This window comes from Bacillus sp. AFS023182 (assembly GCF_002560575.1).
GTDB classification, from domain to species: Bacteria; Bacillota; Bacilli; order Bacillales; family Bacillaceae_G; genus Bacillus_A; species Bacillus_A arachidis.
The window spans coordinates 83,600-105,583 of sequence record NZ_NTRO01000010.1 but is presented as its reverse complement, the minus strand read 5'-3'; the positions used below and the strand labels follow the sequence as shown (position 1 = coordinate 105,583).

The 21,984-nt window shown below is 35.7% G+C and carries 19 protein-coding genes and 1 pseudogene; 13 read left to right on the top strand and 7 right to left on the bottom strand.

Annotated elements, in window-relative coordinates; all coding sequences use genetic code 11:
* Positions 1-101 precede the first annotated feature (101 nt).
* Together CN288_RS05780 and CN288_RS05775 are read left to right on the top strand one after the other, a co-directional pair.
* Positions 102-578 carry a PH domain-containing protein gene (locus CN288_RS05780; protein WP_098301936.1) on the top strand — a complete coding sequence of 159 codons (477 nt, stop codon included), beginning with the start codon at positions 102-104 and terminating at the stop codon, positions 576-578.
* Positions 571-1,998, top strand: a complete 1,428-nt coding sequence (locus CN288_RS05775) for a PH domain-containing protein (protein ID WP_098301935.1) — start codon at positions 571-573, stop codon at positions 1,996-1,998. The genes CN288_RS05780 and CN288_RS05775 overlap by 8 nt, the downstream gene beginning before the upstream one ends.
* 38 nt (positions 1,999-2,036) lie before the next feature.
* Here CN288_RS05775 and CN288_RS05770 read toward each other — a convergent pair whose 3' ends face one another.
* The gene (locus tag CN288_RS05770; RefSeq protein ID WP_098301934.1) at positions 2,037-2,462 is read right to left on the bottom strand and encodes a hypothetical protein; all 426 of its coding nucleotides are present in this window, start codon (positions 2,460-2,462) and stop codon (positions 2,037-2,039) included.
* A gap of 105 nt (positions 2,463-2,567) precedes the next feature.
* A complete protein-coding gene (locus CN288_RS05765; RefSeq protein WP_090691651.1) occupies positions 2,568-3,041 on the bottom strand; it encodes an antibiotic biosynthesis monooxygenase family protein in 474 nt (157 codons plus the stop codon).
* A gap of 130 nt (positions 3,042-3,171) precedes the next feature.
* Between CN288_RS05765 and CN288_RS05760 the strand changes: the two genes are divergently transcribed.
* The 4 genes from CN288_RS05760 to hemY all read left to right on the top strand — a co-directional run bounded on the left by CN288_RS05760 (position 3,172) and on the right by hemY (position 8,915).
* Positions 3,172-5,289, top strand: coding sequence for a transglycosylase domain-containing protein (locus CN288_RS05760; protein ID WP_098301933.1), 2,118 nt, complete (start codon positions 3,172-3,174; stop codon positions 5,287-5,289).
* Between the two features lie 183 nt (positions 5,290-5,472).
* Positions 5,473-6,519: a uroporphyrinogen decarboxylase gene (hemE, locus tag CN288_RS05755; protein ID WP_098301932.1), complete on the top strand. Its 1,047-nt coding sequence runs from the start codon at positions 5,473-5,475 to the stop codon at positions 6,517-6,519.
* Between the two features lie 14 nt (positions 6,520-6,533).
* Positions 6,534-7,469, top strand: a complete 936-nt coding sequence (gene hemH / locus CN288_RS05750; RefSeq protein ID WP_090691659.1) for a ferrochelatase — start codon at positions 6,534-6,536, stop codon at positions 7,467-7,469.
* A 24-nt stretch (positions 7,470-7,493) separates the two neighbouring features.
* Positions 7,494-8,915, top strand: coding sequence for a protoporphyrinogen oxidase (gene hemY, locus CN288_RS05745; protein WP_098301931.1), 1,422 nt, complete (start codon positions 7,494-7,496; stop codon positions 8,913-8,915).
* A gap of 152 nt (positions 8,916-9,067) precedes the next feature.
* Here the strand turns inward: hemY and CN288_RS05740 are convergent, their stop codons facing one another.
* Positions 9,068-9,901, bottom strand: coding sequence for a LysR family transcriptional regulator (locus CN288_RS05740; protein WP_098301930.1), 834 nt, complete (start codon positions 9,899-9,901; stop codon positions 9,068-9,070).
* Positions 9,902-10,022: 121 nt separating this feature from the next.
* Between CN288_RS05740 and CN288_RS05735 the strand changes: the two genes are divergently transcribed.
* Positions 10,023-10,763, top strand: a complete 741-nt coding sequence (locus CN288_RS05735; RefSeq protein WP_026590555.1) for an SDR family NAD(P)-dependent oxidoreductase — start codon at positions 10,023-10,025, stop codon at positions 10,761-10,763.
* Positions 10,764-11,350: 587 nt separating this feature from the next.
* Positions 11,351-11,878 (top strand): DUF4352 domain-containing protein, encoded by a 528-nt coding sequence (locus tag CN288_RS05730; RefSeq protein WP_026590554.1) that lies wholly within the window; start codon positions 11,351-11,353, stop codon positions 11,876-11,878.
* A 191-nt stretch (positions 11,879-12,069) separates the two neighbouring features.
* On the opposite strand, the gene CN288_RS05725 is transcribed toward CN288_RS05730, so the two are convergent.
* Entirely contained in the window at positions 12,070-12,444 is a 375-nt protein-coding gene (locus tag CN288_RS05725; RefSeq protein WP_255259950.1) for a 2'-5' RNA ligase family protein, read from the bottom strand.
* Between the two features lie 8 nt (positions 12,445-12,452).
* Positions 12,453-12,713, bottom strand: a pseudogene (locus CN288_RS05720) (HD domain-containing protein); the annotation flags it as partial.
* 264 nt (positions 12,714-12,977) lie between these two features.
* Here CN288_RS05720 and CN288_RS05715 point away from each other — a divergent pair.
* Positions 12,978-15,344 (top strand): DUF6359 domain-containing protein, encoded by a 2,367-nt coding sequence (locus CN288_RS05715; protein ID WP_026590552.1) that lies wholly within the window; start codon positions 12,978-12,980, stop codon positions 15,342-15,344.
* A gap of 42 nt (positions 15,345-15,386) precedes the next feature.
* Here CN288_RS05715 and CN288_RS05710 read toward each other — a convergent pair whose 3' ends face one another.
* Positions 15,387-16,244, bottom strand: coding sequence for a hypothetical protein (locus CN288_RS05710; RefSeq protein ID WP_090693510.1), 858 nt, complete (start codon positions 16,242-16,244; stop codon positions 15,387-15,389).
* A gap of 391 nt (positions 16,245-16,635) precedes the next feature.
* Positions 16,636-17,604: an ornithine cyclodeaminase gene (locus CN288_RS05705; RefSeq protein ID WP_026590550.1), complete on the bottom strand. Its 969-nt coding sequence runs from the start codon at positions 17,602-17,604 to the stop codon at positions 16,636-16,638.
* A gap of 373 nt (positions 17,605-17,977) precedes the next feature.
* Between CN288_RS05705 and CN288_RS28650 the strand changes: the two genes are divergently transcribed.
* From CN288_RS28650 to sbnA, 4 genes are all read left to right on the top strand, one after another.
* Positions 17,978-18,130, top strand: a complete 153-nt coding sequence (locus tag CN288_RS28650; RefSeq protein ID WP_176527649.1) for a hypothetical protein — start codon at positions 17,978-17,980, stop codon at positions 18,128-18,130.
* A 612-nt stretch (positions 18,131-18,742) separates the two neighbouring features.
* Entirely contained in the window at positions 18,743-20,107 is a 1,365-nt protein-coding gene (gene ablA, locus CN288_RS05700) for a lysine 2,3-aminomutase (protein WP_098301929.1), read from the top strand.
* A gap of 79 nt (positions 20,108-20,186) precedes the next feature.
* A complete protein-coding gene (locus tag CN288_RS05695) occupies positions 20,187-20,924 on the top strand; it encodes a thioesterase II family protein (RefSeq protein ID WP_098301928.1) in 738 nt (245 codons plus the stop codon).
* Positions 20,911-21,888 (top strand): 2,3-diaminopropionate biosynthesis protein SbnA, encoded by a 978-nt coding sequence (gene sbnA / locus CN288_RS05690; RefSeq protein WP_035414545.1) that lies wholly within the window; start codon positions 20,911-20,913, stop codon positions 21,886-21,888. The genes CN288_RS05695 and sbnA overlap by 14 nt, the downstream gene beginning before the upstream one ends.
* Positions 21,889-21,984: the final 96 nt, after the last annotated feature.

Below are 21,984 nucleotides of genomic sequence, written 5' to 3'. Positions count from 1 at the left end.
AAAAACTGTTTATTTTACCTTGTTTTGTATGAGAATGACATATTACAATGAGGGATAAATAGTATATGTATTCAATAGATTTCTAAATTTGGAGTGATTACATGCATCCATTAGAAAATGAAATTCATCCGAATATGGTGAAAGTGTGGAAAATCCATGCATTAATTGGTGCCGGGGTACTTGTAAGCATCGTTTTAGCATATCTCTTTTTTATGATTCAATTTCATTGGTGGGGCTGGTTGTTTGGTGTATTGGTCACCTTGACGATACTGTATGCACCGCTAGATTACTTTATTTTTCCCGCATTACGCCAGCGGTACTATAGCTACCGGCTAGATGAAGAAGAGATTGAAATTCAAAGAGGGATGTTTGTTGTAAAACGTGTACTTGTTCCGATGATACGTGTTCAGCATGTTACGATCGAACAAGGGCCGATTATGAGAAAATATGAGCTAGCAGAATTACAAATTTCAACGGCAGCGACTTCTCATAGTATTCCAGGGTTAACAAAGAGAGAAGCAGAAGAGTTGAAACGACGAATTGGGGAACTTGCGAAAGTGAGTGATGAGGATGAATAAAAGGCAACATCCGATTACGATATTATTTGATATAAGGATTTCTAGTTTATTTCCGCTTATTATCGTTGTTTTATTTGGTCCGAAAGATGAAAGAGAGCCTTGGTATTGGTTTCCCATTTTCATTGTAGGTTTTTTATTGATTTTGGCCATCTTTTCGTTTGTGAAATGGTACTTTAAAGTTTATTGGATTGAAAACAACATTTTACATATAAAACAAGGGGTATTTGTTAAAAAGGAAAGCTATCTAAATAAAGAGCGTGTGCAAACAATTAGTACGACTTCAAATATTATCTATCAGTTATTTGGATTAACGAAGCTCAAAATTGAAGCGGCTGGTGGTGGGAAGGATCCAGAGGTAACGTTAGCTGGTATTAAGGAAGAGGAAGCGAAAGAATTAATCGCCTTATTAAATAAAGTAGAAGACGAGAAGCCTATAAAAGAAGAGGAAAGCTTGCGACAAGAAACAAACACAACTGTTTATCAGTTAACAGCAAAAGAAATTTTGCTAGCGTCTATTACATCCGGTCAGTTTGGCTTGTTATTTTCAGGATTGTTCTTTCTTTATACACAGTTTGATAACGTTCTTCCGAAATGGTTAATAGATGAAATAGAATCATATGTGAAAGACAATAGTGTATATAATTTGTTATACATGGGCGCGATTTTAATCGTAATCTCATGGATCATCTCTACAATTGGCTATGCTTTCAAACACGCGAACTTTACCGTGCAGAGAAACGGAAATGAAATTCGCATTTCACAAGGGCTACTCGAAAAGAAAGAGATTGTTTTAAAATTGCACCGGATTCAAGCGTTGACAATGAAAGAAGGAATTCTTCGTCAACCGTTTGGCTATTGTTCTATGGAAGTAGAAGTCATTCAAAGCATAGATACAAAGAATATGAATGTCATATTGCACCCGCTTATGAAGAAAAAGGATGTACAAGAGCTATTGACCTATTTAAAGTTGCCGTATGAAATAGAAGAGGAAATTGTACATTTGCCAAAAGCTGCGCTGCGTCGTTACTTGATTATGGGCTGGATTATTTTTGGACTTGCATCGGTACCGATTATAGGGGCAAGTTTGTATTTCGAGCAATATAGTGCGTTATTAACATTAGTGCCATTATTTTTGTTCTTTACGATTCTTGGGTATGGAAAATATAAAACGGGTGGATATGCGATAAAATCTGATCAGTTAACGCTTGTATACAGGGGCATCGCCAAGTATACAGGATTCGTGAGAAGAAGACATGTACAAGCAATGACAAAAACGCAATCGTATTTTCAGCGTAAAGATAGGCTGTATACGTATATTATAGCGGTAGCTTGCAGCGCTATTGGGCGTCATTATGAATTGAAGCATGTGCGTGAAGAGGATGCCAATTACATACGAGATTGGTATAAGCAAAAAGAATAAGTAACGGCTTTCGTTAAAAGATAAAAAAAGAGCTTGGGTTATCTCCCAAGCTTTTCTCCTATTAAAATCTCAAATAGGGAGGATGAATCTTCATTACTGAGTTGAACGTACTCACGACCACCTCTTACAACTTTTACTTTATCTTTATTGGGACTGATCCAAAGTTCATATAAAACAGCTTTTGCTTCTATTTTAGGATTTTTAAATTGAAATATAAAACGGTAATCAGCAGGACGTGTCATATCTACTTTTACATTTTCCCAATCAGCTTTATCTAATATTTTTTTCACTTTACGAACTTGCCCATTATTCGTAATTTCATTGAAATCTTCATAGTTATTTTCGTTACCGATACATTGTTGAACTTTTATATTCTGTTTTTCGTTTTCTATGCCGATTGAACAACCTGTCATCACTAATAAAATCAGTGCGAACAAAAGGAGAAAATACTTTGTGAATTTCATATCCAATCCCCCTTTACTCTACAAATATAATGAAAAAGACGAAATCATTGGGATTTCGTCTTCTGCTGATGTTGTTTGCACCTTTGAAAAGGATAAGGGTATTTTTTACGCTAACACATCAAATGTTGTCACAAAAGATGGTCTTGAAAAAATACTTTTTTGCGGCTCTGCACTTGCTTGTGCAGGGCGTTTTTTATGTGCATTTTCGAAAGAACGTGATTCCGTCCAATCTTTAAAGTTTTGCTCCGTTTCCCACATTGTCATAATGACATATGTATCGTTACTTAATGGGCGAAGAACGCGGATTGCTTGGAAACCGGGTTCGTTTTCAATAAGACCTGCGCGGCTTTTGAAACGATGTTCAAAGACAGGACGGCCTTCATCTGTAACAGAAATGTTGTTACAAACAATAAAGCCAGGTTGTCCTTTAAATTCTCCGACTGCGTCTAGCACGTCATAGCTAAGTGAACCTTCTACAGTTTCTTCTGTATTTTCTTTATAAAACATATTTTTTTCATCATTCTTTGCAGTGAAATGCGGTTGTTCTAGAGGTGTTTCGTATGAAATGATTGCTTTCATTTATAATGCCCCCCTTAATGATTTTGCTTTCATTATAGCAACTCTTGCCAAAAACTTGGAAGATTATATACATAAAGATTATTCTTTTTCAAATAATAAATGTACCATCATTTGGAAAGAAGGACGATGAATGAAGAAAATAATGTGGACCTTAATGGGCGGCGTGGCGGTGTTTGTAGTCGCAATTGTATTCTATAAACTCATTGTGTTAGCTGGTGGTTATATGATGGATGAAAAGCAGCTGGTTTTCCACTCTTCATCACGTATTGTTGATCAACAAGGAAAAGAAATTACAAAATTATATGTAGAAAATAGAGATCTTGTATCGATTGAACAAGTTCCGAAACATGTACAACAAGCATTTATCGCTGTAGAGGATGCTCGGTTTTATGACCATCATGGGATTGACTATCCTTCTGTGTTTCGCGCATTGTATAAAGATATTTTAGCAAGAGAAAAAGTCGAGGGCGGTAGTACCATTACGCAGCAACTTGTTAAAAATGTTTTTTTAACTCATGAAAAAACATTTACACGTAAATTAAAAGAAGTGGCAATCGCACTTAAATTAGAACAAAAATATACGAAGGGGCAACTTCTCGAAATGTATATGAATCATATTTATTTTGGTCATGGTGCCTACGGAATTCAAGCAGCAGCAAAATTGTATTTTAATAAAAATGTAGAGGAGTTGACGGTTGAAGAAGGAGCGATGCTTGCGGGTCTTCCGAAAGCACCAAACGGGTATTCACCGTTCTTATATCCAAAAAAGAGTAAGGAACGCCGTGATTTAGTATTGTCACTTATGCATAAACAAGGCTATGTATCAGCGGAGGAAAGTGTTCGCTACCAAGGGAAAACAATTGCGCTTTATAAAAATTTAAATGAGCGAGAACTTGCTTATATGCCCTATGTAGATATGGTAATAGATGAGGCGGCACGCTTATATGGTTTGTCGCATCAAGAAGTTCTGCGCGGTGGATATACATTTGTTGTTTCAATGGATGAAAAAATTCAAAAAGTCGCTTACGATCAATTTCAAGATGCACGCAATTTTCCAGGAAAAGAGGGCGGAGCACAAGGTGCCTTTTTATTAATGGATAATATGACAGGAGGAATTAAAGCAGCGATTGGCGGACGAGAGTATGTGCCAAGAGGGTTTAATAGAGTGTTCGCGAAAAGACAGCCAGGGTCTGTTTTAAAACCGCTCATTGTGTACGCACCAGCGCTGGAAACGAAAAAGTATAATCCGTATTCTTTATTAACAAATGAACGAGTCTCTGTTGAAGGATATGAACCAAGAAATTATAATCATCGGTATTCAAAAGAAGTAACAATGTACGATGCGCTCTTAGAGTCAGCGAATGTACCAGCTGTATCTTTATTACATGAAATGGGGATAGAAGAAGGAAAGCAATATTTAGAGAAGGGGAATATTCATATTGCAGAATCTGGTTTAAGCACGGCACTTGGCGGGCTGAAAGAAGGGGTTTCTCCATTTGAACTTGTAAAGATGTACCGTTCGTTTTTAGCGAATGGAAACATTATTGAGCCACATGTGATTGAAAAGGTACTCGATCGACACGGAAAGGTGATTGGAGAATCACCGAAAAACGAAACGAAAGTGTTTTCAAAACAAACAGCATGGTATATGACAAAAATGCTAGAAGGTGTCGTAAAAGAAGGTACGGCAAAAGCGGGAGAATATAAAGGTGCACTAGCAGGAAAAACAGGTACAACGTCTCTTCCGAATCAAAGCGAAGGCGCTAGAGATTTTTGGTTTGTTGGATACACGCCGAGTTTAGTAGGAGCGGTCTGGATTGGGTACGATCGTACGGATAACGAGCATCAACTGCATGATGAGAGTGCGTCTGCAACACAATTATTTAAAAAGATTTTAACGAAGGCGAACGTACAAGATGATTCAAATTTCAAGAAGCCAAAAGGTGTTGAAACGATCGGAACACCAATCCGCTTAAGTAAAATTGAAAATATAGAGGCGAAATTATCGTTTAGTCCGTTTGGTTTATTTACGATGAAATTGAACTGGAAACCACTTCAAGATAAAAGAGTTATCTATCGAATCTATAAGGTTGAGAACGGAATCCATACCCATGTTGGAACAGTAAAGGGAATTGGTGAGTACGAAGAAAAGTTTATTAACATATTCTCTAAACCAAGTTTTTATGTTGTTCCGTATAACTCACAAACAAATCGAGAAGGTGAAAAGACAAAAGTAGCTAAACCGTAGTTTTTGCTTGTGATATAATAAGAATGTTGTGAAAATAGTAAGCGGTTTTACGAACGTTTGTGTCAATTTCATGAACAACGTATATAATGTTATGCATTTTGTTTTACAAGCTGTATAGTAAAAAAAGATAAATAAGTAGGATAGGATTCGCTAGAAGCATTGGTAAGGAAGGGAGCAAGGGTCTTGGTAAGAACTATAAATGAGACATTTTTAAAAGCATGCATGGGGGAACAAACAGAATATGTACCAGCATGGTATATGAGACAAGCAGGTCGTTCACAACCTGAATATAGAAAAATAAAAGAGAAGTATTCTTTATTTGAAATTACACACAATCCAGAGCTATGTGCATATGTTACAAAGCTTCCAGTTGATCAATATAATGTTGACGCAGCGATTTTGTATAAAGATATTATGTCACCACTTCCAGCAATCGGTGTCGATGTTGAAATTAAATCTGGAATTGGACCGGTTATTGATAATCCAATCCGTTCTTTACAAGACGTAGAGAAGCTTGGTGAAATTCATCCAGAAGATGATGTTCCATACATATTAGATACAATTCGTTTATTAACAAATGAGATGTTAGATGTTCCATTAATTGGTTTTTCAGGGGCGCCATTTACATTAGCGAGTTACATGATTGAAGGAGGACCTTCTCGTAACTATCATAAAACAAAGGCGTTTATGTATGCAGAGCCGAAAGCTTGGTTTGCCTTAATGGATAAGCTTGCTGATATGGTAATCACATATTTGAAAGCACAGATTAAAGCAGGAGCAAAAGCAGTACAAGTCTTTGATTCTTGGGTTGGAACGGTGAATGTAGCAGATTACCGCACATTTATTAAACCTGCGATGGAGCGTATTTTCACGGAAGTTCGCACAATGGACGTTCCGATGATCATGCACGGCGTTGGAGCAGGGCATTTAGCAAATGAATGGAATGACTTACCTCTTGATGTAGTTGGGCTTGATTGGCGCTTGTCAATTGAAGAAGCGCGCGGGCGCGGTATTCATAAAGCGGTACAAGGTAATATGGATCCTTCATTCTTACTTGCACCATGGGACGTTATCAGAGAACATGTAAAAACAATTTTAGATCAAGGGATGAAACAACCTGGTTATGTATTTAACTTAGGTCACGGTGTATTCCCGGAAGTAAATCCAGATACATTAAAGCGTTTGACGTCATTTATTCATGAGTATTCTAAAGGACAGTTAGCGAAGTAAAGGAGAATAGGTGTATGAAAAAGAAAATTGGTTTGCTTGTAATGGCATACGGAACACCATATAAAGAAGAAGATATTGAACGTTACTATACACATATTCGCAGAGGACGAAAGCCAAGTCCAGAAATGTTAGAGGACCTGACAGAACGTTACCGCGCAATTGGTGGTATTTCTCCTTTAGCTACTATTACATTAGAACAAGCGAAAAAGTTAGAAAAACATTTAAACGGGATGCAGGATAACGTAGAGTTCCATATGTATCTTGGATTAAAGCATATTGAACCTTTCATTGAGGATGCTGTAGAAGCTATGCATAACGATGGGATTGAAGAAGCAATTGCCCTTGTTCTTGCTCCACATTATTCTACGTTCAGCGTAAAATCATATGTCGGCAGAGCACAAGAAGAAGCAGAGAAACTCGGAAATCTAACAATTCACGGTATCGATAGCTGGTATAAAGAACCGAAATTTATTCAGTATTGGGTAGATGAAGTGAAAAAAGTATATAGCAGTATGACAGAAGAAGAACTTGAAAAAGCAGTGTTAATTGTATCTGCGCATAGTTTACCAGAGAAAATCATCGCTTTAGGTGATCCTTATCCAGAACAGTTAAATGAAACAGCTGATTATATTGCACGTGGTGCAGAAGTTCCTAATTATGCGGTCGGTTGGCAAAGTGCGGGCAATACACCGGACCCATGGATCGGGCCAGATGTACAAGATTTAACGAGGGAACTACATGAAAAATACGGCTACACTTCATTTGTATATGCACCGGTTGGATTTGTAGCTGAACATTTAGAAGTGTTGTATGACAATGATATTGAATGTAAAATTGTTACAGAAGAAATTGGAGCGAAGTATTATCGTCCGGAAATGCCAAATGCATCAGATGCATTTATTTCTTGCTTAGCAGATGTCGTGTTAAAGAAACAAGCAGAAGTTTCGTGAGACAATGGGAAAGGAGGAGCCATTTTGAAAAAGAAAGTTGTTATCATCGGTGGTGGAATTACAGGTTTAACAACAGCGTATTACTTACAAAAAGAAGTTCGCGAAAAAGGATTGCCGATTGATACATTGCTAATAGAAGCGTCGGGTAGGCTTGGCGGCAAAATTCAAACCGTTCGAAAAGATGGATTTACAATTGAGCGCGGTCCAGATTCTTTCTTAGAAAGAAAAGAAAGTGCAGCCAGGTTAGCCAGAGAATTAGGCCTTGGAGATGCGCTTGTAAACAACGCAACTGGTCAGTCATTTGTTCTTGTGAACAACCGATTACATAAGATGCCGAGTGGATCCATGATGGGAATTCCAACGCAAATTACGCCCTTTCTATTTTCAGAATTGTTCTCTCCGATTGGTAAAGTAAGAGCAGGTTTTGATTTTGTATTACCTCGTTCAAAGCCTGTTTCTGATCAATCACTTGGTCAATTTTTCCGTCGTCGTTTAGGAAATGAAGTGGTTGAAAATTTAATCGAACCATTGTTATCTGGGATTTATGCGGGAGATATTGATCAAATGAGCTTAATGGCGACATTCCCGCAGTTTTATCAAGTAGAGCAGAAATATCGGAGTATTTCACTCGGTATGCGTAATTTGGCCCCGAAGAAAGAAAGGGATGCAGCGCCGCAAGGGATCTTTTTAACATTGAAAACAGGGCTGCAATCTATTGTAGAAAGAATAGAAGAGCAGCTAGAAGATGGGACTATTGTGAAGGGGACTCGGATTGAAAAAGTCGCAAAAATGGGCGATGGTTATACGATTACGCTGAGCAATGGAAAAGAAATTGAGGCGGACTCTATTGTGGTTGCTGCATCTCACAAAGTATTGCCGTCTATGTTTGCACAGTATAAGGAGTTTCGTTTCTTCCGCAATGTTCCATCGACGTCGGTTGCTAATGTTGCATTAGCCTTTCCAAAAGAAGCTATTAAGCGTGATATTGATGGTACAGGCTTCGTTGTATCCCGAAATAGCGATTTTTCCATTACAGCATGTACGTGGACACATAAGAAATGGCCGCATACAACACCGGAAGGTCAAGTGCTTCTTCGCTGCTATATGGGGCGTCCTGGTGATGAAGCAATTGTCGAACAAACAGATGAAGAAATGGTTCGTTTTATATTAGAAGATTTACAAAAAACAATGGATATTACAGCAGAGCCGGACTTTACGGTTGTCAGCCGCTGGAAAGATGCCATGCCGCAATATACTGTGGGGCATAAAGAACGTATGACAAAGTTAAAAACATTTATGGATAAAGAATTACCAGGCGTTTATTTAGCTGGTAGCTCTTACGGCGGATCAGGTCTTCCAGATTGTATCGATCAAGGTGAGGCAGCAGTAAAGCATGTGTTGTCTTATTTGGAAAAAATAAATGAAGCGGAATTAATTGCGCAATAAAAAAAAGGAGCCAGTAGGCTCCTTTTTTTGTCGTTGTTTGCTAAAGTGACGATATATTCGAGTTTGCACCGATAAACTTTCATTTACTATATATTACCTCACTCATCAGTCATCAATATATCTAGAAACCTGAAGGGGCTTTTGCTTTACACTTATAACTCTCGCAAAAAACGAATGAATTTCTTTAAGCCTTGCGATTGCTGTTTTCTACGTTTAATCACAAAATCAATTTCGACTGTTTCGGGCAGTTCTTCATAATGAATTGTTTTTGGCTTATTTCGGCTATATACAACATTAGTAGGTACGATCGTAATACCAAGCCCATCGTGAGCAGCTTGCATAATCGATTCAAGCGAATCAAATTCCAGTATCGTCCTTTGGTCAAAGTTATTCATATGACGATAATCTAATAGTTTCTTTCTATATATACAATTTGGATCACTGTTTACAAGTAAAGTTTGATTTTCGGGCAGAGTATCTTTTGGTAAAATGAGTATCATATTTTCAAAATAACTGTACACACTTTCGAATTGTGAATCATTATATGCACCGCTTAAAAAAATCCCATCAAGTTCTCCATACAAAAGCATTTCTTGTAACTTTGCGTTATCATTCGTTCTTAGCTTCATATCAATATTTGTATGTGACTCAAAAAAAGAAGAAAATAGTTGAGGTACTTTCACCGCAGAAATAGTTTGAGATGCCCCAAGTGTTAAAGAATCTCTCCATTTCTCAGGGTTTATTTTTGATTTCGCTTCATTCATTAAAGACATAATTTCATTTGTGTAATCTAATAATACTTTTCCTTCTTCCGTTAATGTTACTCCTCTGTTATTGCGCTTTAATATTTTAACGCCGAGTTCAGCTTCTAAGTTTTTAATTCGCTGACTTATATTTGGTTGTACATATCCCAACTTTTCAGCAGCTCTAGAGATTGATTGTAGTTCTGCAACATGCTTAAAAATCCATAAGTCATGGCTTTCCAAGAATAGATCCCTCCACCTAGGTATTATTTAAAATGATACCATAGTCATTATTCAGTATTATACTCCTCAAACGAACGAAGATAAAATGAAATCAAATCAGATACAGTGAGGAGATTTTAAAATGAATATAAAAGATAAAGTAGCCATTATAACAGGCGGTGGCACAGGTATTGGAAAGGCTGTTGCGTTGAGATTAGCGAGTTTAGGAGCGAAAGTTGTGGTGAATTATAGCCGTTCCGAAAAAGAAGCGTTAGAAACTGTGAATGAAATAAAGCAGCGAGGAGGTACCGCGGTGGCTTTGAAAGCAGATGTAGCCAAAAAAGAAGAAGTAGAGGATATGGTATCTCAAACTGTTCATTTTTTTGGAACAGTCGATTGTTTAGTGAATAATGCGAGTATAACAGCTCAAATACCTATGGATGATTTAGAGTCTGTAACGGATCAAGTGTGGGATGACCTTTTTAGTGTGAACGTGAAAGGGATGTTTCATTGTATACAAGCTGTTGTTCCTTATATGAAGGAGAAAAAATCAGGTGCGATTGTGAATATGGGAAGCGTTGCAGGGATAACGGGATTAGGATCATCCGTACCGTATGCCGCAACAAAATCAGCCATTCATACGATGACAAAATCGCTCGCAATTGCATTAGCACCTGACATTAGAGTAAATAGTATTTCTCCTGGTGCAGTCGATACAAGGTGGTGGGCAGGTAATGAAGAGAAAATGTACCAACTGGCGGGGAATCTACCACTTCAAAGAATTTCAACACCAGATGATATTGCCGAAGCGATTCTTTTTCAATTAATCCAGGAATCTATTACGGGACAAATATTTACAATTGATAATGGACAGACGCTTTAATCTTGCGGAGCATTATGGAGTAAGATTATCGACTTACTAGAAAGTTGGATTTATCCCGCATTAACGGACAGTAACACTCCCACTTCAAAATTCAGCGAAAGCAAAGAAGTTAGGTGGGAGATGCACTGTCCGTAAAAGCTCGATTGGTTTAACTAATAATCAGTGGGGAGGGAGAAAACCCCCACTGATTAAAGCTTCACTTTATAACAGCGAAGGCATTCTGGTTCATTAAAGATCCCTTTGTTGTTGATTGAAAAGATGCTTTCTATACGTGAAAACACCTTTTGTTAATATAGATTCGGTTATGGGATACCACCACATCGCTATCAAGCTAAGAAAATACAACTACCCCCAGAACGAGATTTTGTCCTAACTTGTAATAAAAAAGCTCATTTTTTCGTTTTGGGATAGTTCTGAATTCTTAAGTTGATGGGCATGTATGGTAACCCCTTGTAGAAGAAACATTTTCCATCTGAGAGCTTATGCTCTCTTTTTTTTATGTTCGACATAATCTGACAAAAAAGTTGTAACCATATTTGTTATGATAGTTCAGGAATCATATATTTTATATAATTGGAGGAAACGAAATGTATAAGAAGATGGGTACACTCGTTATAACTGGAGCGCTTGCTATCAGTCTAGCGGGATGTAGTGATACAGAAGAAACTGCCAAGAAAGTATCAAATGATACAAAAACAGAACAAACAACTGAAAAGAAAGAAGAGAAAAAAAAATTTAAAGTTGGCGAAACAATTAATCTTGGAAATCACAAATTAACTGTTACAAATGTTGAAAAGTCTCCAGGTGGAGAATTCGATAAACCTAAAGAGGGTCATGAATTTTTAATCGCTAATGTAACTATAGAAAACGGCGGAAAAGAAGAAATACATTATAATGCTCACGATTTCAGTTTACAAAACAGTGAAGGAAATATTGTAGATCCAACGTTAACTATGATTAACCAAGATACTCAATTAAATTTTGGAAAACTTGCACAAAATGGGAAAATAACTGGAACTATTGCTTTCGAATCAAAACAAGGAGATCCTAAGCTTCAATTAATCTTCAAACCAATTTCCTTATCAGAAGAAGAAGTTCGAGTAAATCTTCAATAATATTATCTACAAAAAGAAAAGACACTCGAATTGAGTGTCTTCTTTTAAAATTTCACATACTATATCTAATTAATGGGGTATCGCCAGCATTTCGGAAAAAAATCACGCTAAGCAAAAAAATAAAATAAGCCATCCATTTGGATAGCTCATTTACATAATTATCGTTATCAGAAGTCAATGTATCTTTAAGTTTACAAATTTAAAAACGGAATGTCTTTGTATGGTTGATATTTATTCTCTTCTATTTCTTGATAAATTCTTATGAAATTAACGGTCCACTCAGGATATGGTGTAAATTCATCTCTAGCCACTTGTTCCATTTGTACCAATTCATCCGAAGTTAAACCCCAATGGGTTTGTCCAAGCGTTAAATGGAGATGATACTGTTCCATTTCCATATACCTTTTAATCAAATCATCTGATGGAGGGACTGCTTGTACTAAAAGACGATGTAGTTTATAAACTTTTGAGTCTTCTACACTTAAGAATAAAACTTGTTTTCCAAAGAATTGTGGTTTTCCTAAAGATAAAGTGAAAGAAGGCATTTGTTTACAAAATTTCTCCACTTTTTTTCACCAAACGTATCACGTATTTCCTCAATTGTGTAATTTGTATCTTCTACCACATCGTGTAGTAATGCTGCCACTAAAGTTATGATATCGGCTTTACAGTCTAGTAAGATTTCTGTAACTGCAATTGGGTGAGTAATATAGGGTTCACCTGAAATTCGAAATTGCCCTTCGTGAGCTTTCTCGGCAAAGTATATAGCAGTATTCAAACGCTCTAATTCGGATTTATCTAAATAGGAAGCTTTGTTTATTAATACTCTTTTCATGTTTTCACCCTTATCTTAATATTTTATTATAATAATTCCCCTTCAAAAGTAAAATACCTGTCTGCAAGATACAAGATTAACATTTCACTTCTTTCTGTATGAGTTCTACTTATATTAAAAGAATGATGTGGAAATTGTAATATCAGACTCATACGGAAGTATGAGATTAATTTTTTGTAAAATTTGTCGAATTTTAAGTTCTTTATAAAGAATTTTTTGTTATGATAATACATGCTAAGAGAATATTAAAATTAGGGGAGGACGATGAATTTGAAGAAACTAGTAAGTATCTTGCTATCATTTATACTACTGATTTCATTTACTGGAACTTTAGTAAAAGCAGAAGAACATTCTGTATTATCTGTGCAGGATGCAATTCAACTGTTTAAGCAGCAAGGAAGCAGTAAAGGGATAGTGGAAGGGTATATTGTTGGATATACAGAAGGGCCTTCTAAGTACACGAAAGATCCTGCGAAATTTGGAGATACGAATGTTGCAATTGCAGATTCTCCAAATGAGACAGATCCTGCGAAAATCATGCCTGTTCAGTTGCCAAAAGGTGACGTGAGAGCAGCAGTGAATGTAAAAGATCATCCTGAAAATGTTGGGAAGAAAGTTCAATTAACAGGGACGCTTGAGCTTTATTTTGGTAGCCCTGGTTTAAAGTCCGTAACAGCATATAAGTTTCAAGGACAAACGGAAAACCGTGTAAGTGATGTGACTGCATCACCAAATGGTGGGGAAATTGAAAAAGGAACAGCAGTAACATTAACCACAAGTACAGAAGGAGCAACAATCTACTATACATTAGATGGCTCTGTTCCAACAGATAAAAGTATTCGTTATAATGAATCGATTGTTATAAATGAGAACAGTGTGATAAAAGCAATTGCAGTGAAAGAAGGACTTGCACCTTCAGAAGTTTCGACATTTTCTTTTACAATTATAAAAGGTGAGCAAGTTCGTATTCATGATATTCAAGGGAAATCACATGTTTCTCCTTATAATGGGAAGAAAGTACGAAATGTAGAAGGTGTCGTAACAGCGTTAGATAAGAATGGTTTTTATATGCAAGACTCGCAGCCTGACGAAGACACGGCAACTTCAGAAGGAATTTATGTCTATAAGAAAGAAGCGAATGTAGCAGTAGGAGATCTTGTGCACGTTGATGGTGAGGTAGAAGAATTTATTGGAGCTGGATACGCTGACAGATTTGATACAGATTTAGCCATCACAGAAATTAAAGCGAGCAATGCCTCAGTGAAAGCAAATCATCAACAGTTGCCAGAAGCAACTGTATTAGGTGAAAAGGGTGTAAAGATTCCAGATCAAATTATTGATAATGATGCATTTGGTGTATTTGATCCAGAGGAAGATGCAATTGATTTCTATGAAAGTATAGAGGGTATGCGCGTGACAATGCCAACTCCTCAAATTGTTGGACCGCAGAAAAATGGAAATTTATATGTAACAGTTGCAAATGGTGGAGATAAGGTCACTACAAAATATGGAACACCATTGTTAGGCGAGAATCAATTCAATCCAGAACGTCTTTCTTTAAAAGTACCTCGTGATTATGTAGCAAAATCAGGAGATACATTTAATGGAGATATCACAGGTGTAGTCGGCTATGACTATGGTGCGTATCGTATTTCGCCGGTAACAGAATTACCATCTGTAACGGATGGCGGGTTTAAACAAGCAGGCGCTAATATTCAGCCTCGTCTTGGAAAATTAACAGTGGCAACATATAACATTGAAAACTTTTCAGCGAATGCAAAAGAAACATCTGATGAAAAGGTAAAAGCAATGGCATATGCTATTAAATATAATTTAAAGATGCCAGACATTATTGGTGTACAAGAAATGCAAGATAATAATGGATCAACGAATGACGGAACAACAGATGCTTCATTAAGTGCAAAGCGTATTATTGATGCTGTGCAAGAAATTCATGGACCTAAGTATGAATATGTAGAAGTTGCTCCGCAAAACAACCAAGATGGCGGGGCACCGGGAGCGAACATTCGCGTTGGTTTCTTCTATAATCCATCACGTGTGAAATTAGAAAAGAATCCAAAGCTGTTAGCAACAAACCCGACGCGCATTGGACAAGATAATCCGGTATTTGATAATACTCGTAAACCGCTAGCTGCGGAGTTTAAATTCCAAGGGCAAAATATTGTTGTTATTTCAAGTCATTTAAATTCAAAACTTGGTGATGCGACGCCGTTTGGAAAAATTCAACCTCTTGTATTAAAGAGTGAAGAGAAACGCGTTCAACTGGCGCAGGAAGTGAACAGCTTTGTAAAAGATATTCAAAAACGAGATGTGAATGCACCAGTGGTTGTAGTTGGTGATATGAATGACTTTGAATTCTCGAAACCACTGCAAGCATTAAAAGGCGATATCATGCAAGATATGTTAGAAACGGTTTCGAAAGAAAATCGTTACACATATATTCATGACGGCAATGCACAAGTATTAGATCATGTTTTAGTAACAAATAATATGGCACCACATACAGTTGTGGATCCGGTACATTTAAATTCCAACATTATGAAGGAACATGGCCGTATGAGTGACCATGACCCAGTGCTTGCACAAATTGATTTGAAAAAAGCATCCTAAGTAAAAGTACCCCTCAGCATAATAGCTGAGGGGTATTTTGTATTACATACTAACTGATTTTTGAATCGATTTTTTACATCGCATTCTTTTTTGAAGTCTCCGCATATATTGCTTTCGATCTTTCTGTATACCTTTCATATACATAAATAAACTAATTCCTAAAAACAAGGTGCATTGCACGATTCCAATGTAAGGCGACATTCCTTGGAGCGGTTGTTTTGGATCGTATAAATGAATAGGCGCTCCGCCAATTGTAGGGAATACGATATTTAAAATAATATATGGTAGAGAGGTGATAGCAAAAGGGAATAGAATTGCCATGTAATCTTTTCTAGACCATATGGATGCAGAAAGACCCAATACCGCCATAAGACCAGCAAATAAAAAATTAATCCCGATATATAGGGAAATATAAGAAATTGGAGAAGAGAAATATAAAGATGAAAACATGCTGTTGTCCTTAATAATACCTAAGTCGGTTGTCGGAATACCATCTGGAATTGTCAGTTTACAAAACAGCAATGAAAATACGAATGGGAGAATATAAAGAAGCCCCCCAATTAGGAAGGTCACGATATATTTCGTAAATACATAAGGGAAAAAGGGAATTTCTTTACTTACAAATGATTTGAATTTATCAACTTTATCAGAGTTATAGCTCGTGCTAAAAGGGAGTGCTGCTAGTACAGGCATTAATAGTAAATACACATCCATCCCATTATCACGAAAGCCAATCCATTTATAAGCAGTTATTAAAAGCCCGTCAGGTAGTCCTCCTAAATATCGTAAAACATAGTAATAATGATAAATTGAGACAAGAATTAACCAACTCAATAAGAGAGTGAGAGAAATCTTATTTAAAAAGGCTTGTTTTATATGTAAGTTAAGTGCACGCATCATGATTGAAATAGCCCCCACCATTTTTAATAAATATGTATATGTTCTATATTACTATTAATTGTAAAAAATTTCTTGTTTTTTGAATTGATAATTAAAAAAAATGGAGAATTCATAAAGTGAAACTTTAATCAGTGGGGATTTTCTTCATCTCCCACTGATTATTAGCCCTCACCAATCGGGATAAAAAAGTATGATTTAGAAGAGAATCAAAGATTCAACCATGATTCACATAGTAGTTATGCATTTTTAAATAAGCGCTGCGAAAGCGGTGTTTGATAAAATGAAAAAAGTGTTCTGAAGATCGAAAATCCAGAACACTTTTTTGTATTTTTCTTCAATTGGTTGATTAGGTTAACTGAACAGTTAAATCTTAATTTGAGTTGCTAATAGCCTATGCTTCTAGCGGTTGACCATAGCCTAAAGCAATGGCTTGATCATAGTAATATTGAGCAATTACGATATCAAAAGTAGCCATTCCCATTGGATGGAACATGACAACTTTATCTTCTGTAATCTCTTTAAATGCATTACTACAAACAATATCTTTAATATCAAGAGTGTCTGATTTTTGTAAATTTCTTTCATTATGCATGACTTCTATATCTGTATTTGCACGACATACCTCTTCCCAATTGTCAACTACAATTACTGGTGAATAGTCTAGTATATCAGTTTTAAAATCACGTAGTGATACGTTTAGTAGCAGTGCATTTGGTTTTGGAGGACCATCAATATATCCTTTACTTGATACAGTACACGTAATAAATATATCTGCATCACGGTACACATCTTCCCATGACGAGCATATTGTGACTTTTTCTCTAAGTTCTACTGGGATTTTATTTTTATCGATTTCCGATATATCAAAAAGACGTATATTTTTAATTTTATCTCCTAAAAGGGTTGTTGCCATTTGTAAATGTAATTGACCTATTGGGCCCAACCCGATTATTCCGAGTGTTACATCATTTAGATTATGTACTTTATCAAACTCTTGAATCATAAGACCTGATACAGAAGCAGTTCGTATACCACTCACAATTGGTGTATTAATTGTTGCGAATGGTACACCAGTAGTCGCATCATTTAATATTGTGATTGAATTTGCTCTAGGTATACTAACTTCAAGATTTTTAGGAAAGCTAGCGATCCACTTAATACCTGCTACTGAAAACTCTCCCCCAGCAAACGCTGGCATTGCTATAATCCGATTGTCTGGATCATTAAATTGTAGATAAGGCTTTATTGGTTGTGAGAAATCAGAATGATTCATAACGTTGACAGCTTTTTTAATTATTTCAACTGTTTTTATCCAGTTGATTCCAATATCAGTAATATCTTTAGAATTTAAGTAAAGCAATTTTCTACACCCCTAGTTAAAATGTATTAGTCTAAAACTTTCAGGCTTAAAATAAAACGTTTGTTTTAAAAAGTAGAATGAATATAAAGAGTAGAACACATCCTTTCAAAAATCCCTAATCTATAAACACTTATTGCTATTGTTTTTGAGATTGATATTTTAAAGTAGAATAACCATTTGTTTAAAATAACAATAATTAAGAATGCAAATGAAAGTTTATAGAAGTAGTATTTAGATATAAAGTTGTAGTTTTCTGAGTTGATTGACAATTATGTAAATTATTGTATCATATTTGCATATAAAAAAATATTCTAAAAATGATTAGCTGTATTTTAATCTAATGATAGAGCTGCTTTAGGAAAATTAAACGAAGATGGTTCACCGCTATCTATGGGGAGGCTATCTTGAAGAAGTGGGCCATCTTCGGCATACGGAAGAGAATAAAAAATGGTATGCGTTGGACAATCCTTCGGCGATTGAAAAATTTGTTCATGTAAGCGATACTTACATTTTTTTATTAATTTGAATGGGGTTTGTCGACAGTCTGACAGGTAGAAAGTAGATTCTACCTGTTTTTTTATTATACAAATTTTACTTGAAATAGAATTGGTAGCCACCCAGCATATTAAGTTTATAGGATCATAGACATGTAAAGGTCTTTCTTATATATAAAATGAGCAATGACAGAATTTTTACTATGTAGGAGTTTGCCATTCCTATTATTCCTAAATATAAACTGAAGTACTGTCATGATTTCTCTTCATCGCAAATATGTAAAATAAAGCAGTGAAAACAAGAAATGAATTGCCAGATTTTTTGTGAAATTTTACTGATTGTTATTAACATAAATTGACACGTATATTTTAGATACAGAAAGTTAAACAGCAAGAAGGTAGTGAATCTGATGCTAAATACAAAAAATGCCATAAATTATCAATTGGATAATGGTGGGGAATCATCAATATGTACCGTCCTTTTTAAATGAATATGAAGTATCGCTATATCATATTTACAAGCACAATACTTTAGATTAAAAAGCATTAAAGTTACTATCATAACCTATTCATCTAATAATTCAGGGAGTTGTTCAAAAGTGGATCAATTATACAAACCAACCCGTCATTGGAGAGATATAGAAATGTGGAAACATGTTACTGAAGACCAATGGAATGATTGGGTTTGGCAACTTACGAATACAATCCGTACCTTAGAAGATTTAAAAAAAGTAATTCATTTAACACCAGATGAAGAAGAGGGAATAAGAATATCTACAAAAACAATCCCGCTTAATATTACTCCGTACTATGCTTCACTGATGAATCCGGACGATCCGCATTGTCCAATTCGGATGCAATCTGTACCGATTTCGAATGAAGTATATAAAACAAAGTACGATCTTGAGGATCCATTAGAGGAAGATGAAGATTCTCCAGTTCCTGGTTTAACTCATCGATATCCAGATAGAGTGTTATTTTTAGTTACCAATCAGTGTTCAATGTATTGCCGATACTGCACACGTCGACGTTTCTCTGGCCAAGTGGGTATGGCGGTTCCGAAAAAGCAGTTAGACAGAGCTATTGAGTATATAAGAGAAACGCCTGAGGTTAGAGATGTATTAATTTCCGGCGGAGATGGTTTGTTAATTAATGACACTATATTGGAGTACATACTGAAAAGTTTAAGAGAGATCCCTCATGTTGAGATTATTCGAATAGGGACACGTGCTCCAGTCGTTTTTCCACAAAGAATTACAGAGAATCTTTGTAATATCTTAAAGAAATATCATCCTATATGGCTGAATACTCACTTTAATACATCAATTGAAATTACAGAGGAAGCAAAAAAGGCGTGTGAAATGCTTGCTGATGCAGGTGTGCCATTAGGAAATCAGTCAGTGATATTAGCGGGTATCAATGATAGTGTAACAATAATGAAAAAGCTAATGCATGATCTAGTAAAGATTCGTGTTCGCCCTTATTACATATATCAGTGTGATTTATCAGAAGGCATTAGTCATTTTAGAGCCCCTATATCGAAAGGTCTTGAAATTATTGAAGGACTCAGGGGGCATACGTCGGGTTATGCAGTACCTACATTTGTGGTAGATGCGCCGGGCGGAGGAGGTAAAATTGCTATTCAGCCAAACTATATCATTTCACAAAGTCCTGATAAAGTGGTTTTACGTAATTTTGAAGGTGTCATTACATCGTATCCTGAGCCGCAAGACTATAAGGCTAATAGGGCATTAGACTATTTCAAGAAAATCTATCCACAATATATAAATGAATCTTCAACTATAGGGGTTGCAGGGATACTCCAAGATAAACAGTCTAGCTTAATTCCAGAAGGTTTGTCGAGGTATAGTAGAAGAAAAGGGTATGAAGAAAATCCTGGTCATATTTCATTGAAGAATAATAGGGATAAAAGGGATAAATTAAAAGAAAAGAAGTATCAATCCCAGCTTCAAAAAATGGCAAGTAATCATGAACTCAATAAAGTGTAATAGTCTTTTTAATCTGCATTTTTAAATATTCATCTTAATAGTTATAATTAGAAAGTTTCTATTTAAAGGGGGGAAATGCATGCTATTATTTTGTCTACCTTACGCTGGTGGTTCGGAGGTAGGGTATTACAAATGGAGGAATCATTTAGATAAATCTATTTATTTACATCCTGTTCCGTTGAAAGGAAGGGGACAAAGATTTAATGAGGGCTTCTATATGAGTATGAAAGAAGTAACGGATGATATTTATAATATGATTCAGGATAAGATCGACCAAAATCAGTATGCATTATATGGACATAGCATGGGAAGTATATTAGCTTACGAGCTATATTATAAGATCCGTTCTGAGGGCAAAAGATTACCAGAACATATATTTTTTTCTGGTTGCAAAACACCGGATCGGATGAAAGATAAAGAAAAATTACATCATTTTTCTGATCAGGAATTGCTAAGTAAATTGAATGCTCTTGGAGGCATCCCACAAGAGTTGGTTGATAGTAAAGAATTAACAGATTTGTTTCTACCGATAATAAGGAATGATTTAAAGATACTAGGAGAATACGAATATAATCCTAATCAGCATAAAATCGAATGTGATATTTCCATTCTTATAGGAACTGAAGATACAGTAAAACTAGAGGAAGCTCTAGAATGGAATAAATACAGCGAGCGTGAAGCGATAGTTTATACATTAAATGGTAACCATTTTTTCATTAACAATAACGTTGAATATATTAATAACATTATAAACAAATCATTAATTTATGAAAAAAATAACAAGAATCAAGTGGGAGTAAATTATGAGTATTTATAATAGTGTATTAGATTTTGTTGGAAAAACGCCAATGGTACAACTAACAAGTAAAGACTTATGTAATGTGAATTTATTCGTTAAATTAGAGGGAAACAACCCTACTGGTAGCGTTAAAGATAGAGCAGCTGCACACATTCTTGAAACTTTGCTTCAGAAAGGTGATATCGACAAGGATACAACAATTATTGAATCTTCGTCTGGTAATTTTGGTATCGCTTTAGCAAGTTATTGTAAAAGGCTAGGTTTGAAATTTATTTGCGTGGTTGATCCGAAAATTTTACCTGTGAATGAAATGATCATTAGATCTCTAGGAGCAACAGTAATAAAAGTAACAGAACCCGATAATTCAGGTGGATATTTAATCACAAGGTTAGAGAAGGTTAATGAGCTAAGAAATTCAATAGCAAATTCATATTGGATTAATCAATACGGTAATAAATTAGTTGCAAATGCATATTACGAGACCGTAGGGAAGCAAATATGTAACGAAATTGAAGTGGATTATATTTTTTTAGGTGTAAGTTCTGGGGGGACAATTACTGGCATTTCTAATTGTGTCAAAGAGAAGTTCCCGAAATCAAAAGTTATCGCGGTAGATATGGAAGGTTCTGTTATTTTTGGTTTGCAACCTCAAAATAGATCCATCCCTGGGATAGGCTCAAGTATTGTACCGGATATTCTAAAAGATTCAATCATTGATGATGTTGTGATAATCAGTGAAAAAACGAGCATAGAAATGTGTAAAGAACTCTTAAGTAAACATGCAATATTTGCTGGAGGTTCTTCGGGTGCTGTATACGGTGCAGTGAAAAATTATTTTAAAGATAAAAACTATGTGAAAAAGCCTAATGTAGTAACGCTGTTTGCAGATAGGGGAGATCGATATTTTGATACGATTTACAATGAGGAATGGTGTCATAAAGTATTGAATCCTCATTCTGAAAAAGAACTCAGTTTGATATAGGGTTTTAAACATTTGTATCAATCAGATAGCACTAAGGAGTAATTAGGTTTTCTAAATGATGGGGGCTCATCATTTCTATTTTATAAAAAAGTACTT